4 protein-coding genes are annotated in these 3,545 nt (G+C 55.8%); 3 read left to right on the top strand and 1 reads right to left on the bottom strand.

The window, feature by feature from the left end; translation table 11 throughout:
• The first annotated feature begins 250 nt into the window (after positions 1-250).
• The 3 genes from B2R17_RS12185 (at position 251) to B2R17_RS12195 (ending at position 2,089) form a co-directional block, all read left to right on the top strand.
• The gene (locus B2R17_RS12185) at positions 251-487 is read left to right on the top strand and encodes a hypothetical protein (protein ID WP_286764194.1); all 237 of its coding nucleotides are present in this window, start codon (positions 251-253) and stop codon (positions 485-487) included.
• Positions 484-1,038 (top strand): nucleotidyltransferase, encoded by a 555-nt coding sequence (locus tag B2R17_RS12190; RefSeq protein ID WP_286764195.1) that lies wholly within the window; start codon positions 484-486, stop codon positions 1,036-1,038. The genes B2R17_RS12185 and B2R17_RS12190 overlap by 4 nt, the downstream gene beginning before the upstream one ends.
• A gap of 70 nt (positions 1,039-1,108) precedes the next feature.
• A complete protein-coding gene (locus tag B2R17_RS12195; RefSeq protein WP_286764196.1) occupies positions 1,109-2,089 on the top strand; it encodes a type I phosphomannose isomerase catalytic subunit in 981 nt (326 codons plus the stop codon).
• Between the two features lie 127 nt (positions 2,090-2,216).
• Here B2R17_RS12195 and B2R17_RS12200 read toward each other — a convergent pair whose 3' ends face one another.
• The gene (locus tag B2R17_RS12200; protein ID WP_286764197.1) at positions 2,217-3,398 is read right to left on the bottom strand and encodes a Gfo/Idh/MocA family protein; all 1,182 of its coding nucleotides are present in this window, start codon (positions 3,396-3,398) and stop codon (positions 2,217-2,219) included.
• Between the last annotated feature and the right edge of the window lie 147 nt (positions 3,399-3,545).

A 3,545-nucleotide genomic window follows, 5' to 3' on the forward strand; every position in this document is an offset into this window, starting at 1 on the left:
CGGCGGGTTGGATTGCGTGCAATCTGTTTTTGGTGCGATGGTTGGTCGTCAAACATCCAACTTTCATTGGGCTCGAGTGGTATCGCTTGCCGAAGGTTCGGTCCGAAAAGGTGACTGATCCTCTCCGGTGACATCGTTCAGAACCTCGTGAAACCGGCCGGCTTTTTTTGCGAGCATTCGGGTACAATTGATCGACGGTTTTCCGGTTACCAGTTCATGTGGTCAGAATTTGTTTTCAATAGCGAAGAGTATGAGTTCTTCCTCACCTTTCGATCCGTTGCGATCCCGCGCGGCTCAGGCGGTCAACACGTCGCGAGAGCAACGCGTGCTAGCGGGATTGGAACATTCGGAACTGGCGATCCGCGTGGTGGAAGACGGCATTCGAGAGCGTGATCCACTTGCCGATGAAGCGACGGTCAAGCGTTTGTTGTTCGAGCGGATCGAGTTGATGCGTCGCATGCAGAATAGGACCTTGTCGGAGCAGTGAATCTTCAACAATCGGTTTCGAGAATCATCGCCGCTCTCAATGAGGCTGGACTGGATTACATGCTCGTCGGATCGTTCTCCAGCATGTACTATTCATTTCCACGATCCACAACGGATGCCGACTTTGTGATCGGCACTGCTGATTTCGATATTCAGTCACTTTCGAAATCGCTTGGCAGCGAGTTCAAGTTTGATCCACAGCTCTCTTTTGAGACCATTGGTGGTTCGATCAAGAATGAAATTCAAATCGTGGGCAGCCCGTTCCGAATCGAGCTGTTTCGTTTGACCGACCAACCTTTCGATCAAGTGCGGTTTGAGCGTCGTCAAAAAGTCACCATTGCAGGCGACGAGGTTTGGATTCCGACACCAGAAGACGTCATCCTGCAAAAGCTCATCTGGTCTCGCCCCCAAGACAAGAATGATGTGCTGGGTGTGATCGCGGTGAACTACCAAGAGCTCGATCAAAGATATCTCCAAGAGTGGGCAAAGAAGCTCGGGCTCGTCGAAGAGTTTGCTAACGCATGGGCGTTGGCGATCGAGTCAGTGAAATGAACGAAGGCGTTGAAAATAGAATCAGGTTCTTGCTTACGACACACTTTGCTGGAAACAACCGGACACTTTCATGACTTCGACACCACTGCGTTTTTGCCCGCTGCTCAAACAAACCATTTGGGGCGGACGCCGATTGGGCGAAATGCTTCACAAGCCGATCGGTGACGCGGACGACTACGCCGAGAGCTGGGAGATCGTCGATCACGGCGAAGACCAAAGTGTCGTCACCGATGGCGAACTGGCGGGGCAATCGTTGGGCGAACTGTTTGCCAACCGTCGCCAGTGGTTGATGGGCAAGGACTGGGTGGCGGCCAACCCAGATGCAAAGACCTTTCCGTTGCTTCTGAAATTCCTGGACTGCAACCGTGTGTTGTCGGTGCAGGTGCACCCGGACGATGCCTACGGTGCTACGATGCAACCGCCGGATCTTGGCAAGACCGAGGCTTGGGTGATCCTGCACAGTGAACCTGACAGCGTGATCTATTCAGGATTGAAAGCAGGCGTCGATCGCGAATCCTTGCGAGAGATGATGTTGGCCGGCGAGACCGATCGTGCGTTGCACTCCTATCATCCCAAAGTGGGAGATTGCGTCTTCATTCCTGCGGGAACGGTGCACGCTTTAGGTGGCGGATTGGTGGTCGCGGAGATTCAACAATCCAGCAACACGACGTTTCGGTTGTTTGATTGGAATCGCGTGGATGCATCGGGCAAATCCCGACCGCTGCATATTGAATCGTCACTCGAAGTGTCGGACTACGAACGAGGCCCGGTGGATCCGATTCGAAAACCGATTCACAGCAGAACCGAAACGTTGGTCGAGTGCGACAAGTTCGTTCTGCGACGGGTGCACGACACCGATCAAACGATTGGCGGTGATGACCGTTGTCACTTGTTGACGGTGATTTCCGGCGAAGCGACTCTGTCGAACCAAGATGGCCCAATGAAACTGGCGACCGGCGAGAGCGTGTTGCTGCCGGCCGCGTGCGGGGCCATTCAATTGCAAGCTGGTGACGCGACTGTGCTGTGGATGTCACCACCGACCAGCATTTGATTCGAAAACTATCCCGAAAGAGCATTCTTTTTCTAGCGAAGCGGCGCAAGCCGCCCGGTGCCTCGATACCGGAGGGCTCGCGCCCTTCCGCTACAAAGGGAACCGGGAGGTCGTCTACAACAGCTCTCTAAAAACGCGAAAGTGGGTTGTCGCGGTGCTTCAATGGAAACGGCACCACGGCTCCGTTTTGACGGTGTGATTCGAGAACGGCACAAACCATTTCGACGGTCGTTCGTCCTTGGCTGGCGTCGCAGAGAGGTTGGCGATCTTCGCGAATCGCGGTGACCAAATCGCGAGCGGGGAAGCCATGGTGTTCGACCATTTGTCGCAGATCCTTTCGCGGTTCGGGTTTGCCGATTCCCGCGGCGGTGATGGGGATCCAGGCAACTGGTTCGGTCGGTGTTCGAAAGGGGTTGCCGGGCAACAGGTACGCCAGCGGACTCTTGTCAATGTGAATCGCGATAGTGCCTTTGCTTCCAATCAGTCGCAAGCCGAACCCTGCGTTCTCGGTGCCATCATTGGCGATGGAATCAAAGGTCGCGACGATGCCGCTCTTCATTTGATAGCGAGCATGCACGGCGTTGCCTGCCATCAGCCCTAAACCCTCGCGACCTTCTCTGATGTCAGATGGTTCGACCAAGCGACCGTCTTGCATCAACGATGCCGAGCAAGACACTGGGTCACCGGCCAAATAATGCGTCAGGTTCAGAACGTGGGTTCCCAAGACCCAGATGTCTTCGACTCCACCGCGAGGATCACTTTTGCCTCGACCACGAATTTCGAGAAGACGCCCGATTTCACCGCCCTCGATCAGCTCGCGTACAAACGGCAGTGTGGGATGGTATCGGTTCCGATGAGCGATCGCGATTTTCGCGTTGTGTTGTTTGCAGGCCGCGATGAGCGCGTCTGCTTCCGCGGGGGTTCGAACAAATGGTTTCTCGATGTAGATGCCACGGGCACCGGACTGGATCGCAGCCATTGCCATGTCGTGATGTTGGTCCACGTGTCGCGGGCACACCGCCACGATGTCGGGACGAATTTCATCAAGCATCACGCGGTAGTCGTCATAGCCGCGATCCACCTTGAGCCGCTGTTGGGCTCGTTTCAGTCCTTCCGGGTTGGCATCCGCGATGGCCACCAGTTTGGTGTCGGGCAAGCGTTGCCAGATGCTATCGAGTCCATGACCAAAGTCGCCTCGTCCGGTGTGCCCGATCGCGACCGCTTTGAGTGAGTCTGAGTTCGCTTGGGCGAGAGCGGGTGTTGCGAGGCTGGCCGCTGCGGTGGCGGCGAGAAAGTGTCGTCGTTGCATGATCGATCACTCAGAAGGTGGGGAGTGTTGAGGGGGCCTGGTGGGGTCTCGATCATAACTCGAAATCGAGCGTGCTGTTTGATGGGAGGGCAATGCACGCCGCTTCCCATGCCCGGCCCTCACCCTCGCGTACGCCTGAACGGCGTC

The organism is Rhodopirellula sp. UBA1907 (genome assembly GCF_002337565.1).
GTDB lineage: Bacteria > Planctomycetota > Planctomycetia > Pirellulales > Pirellulaceae > Rhodopirellula > Rhodopirellula europaea.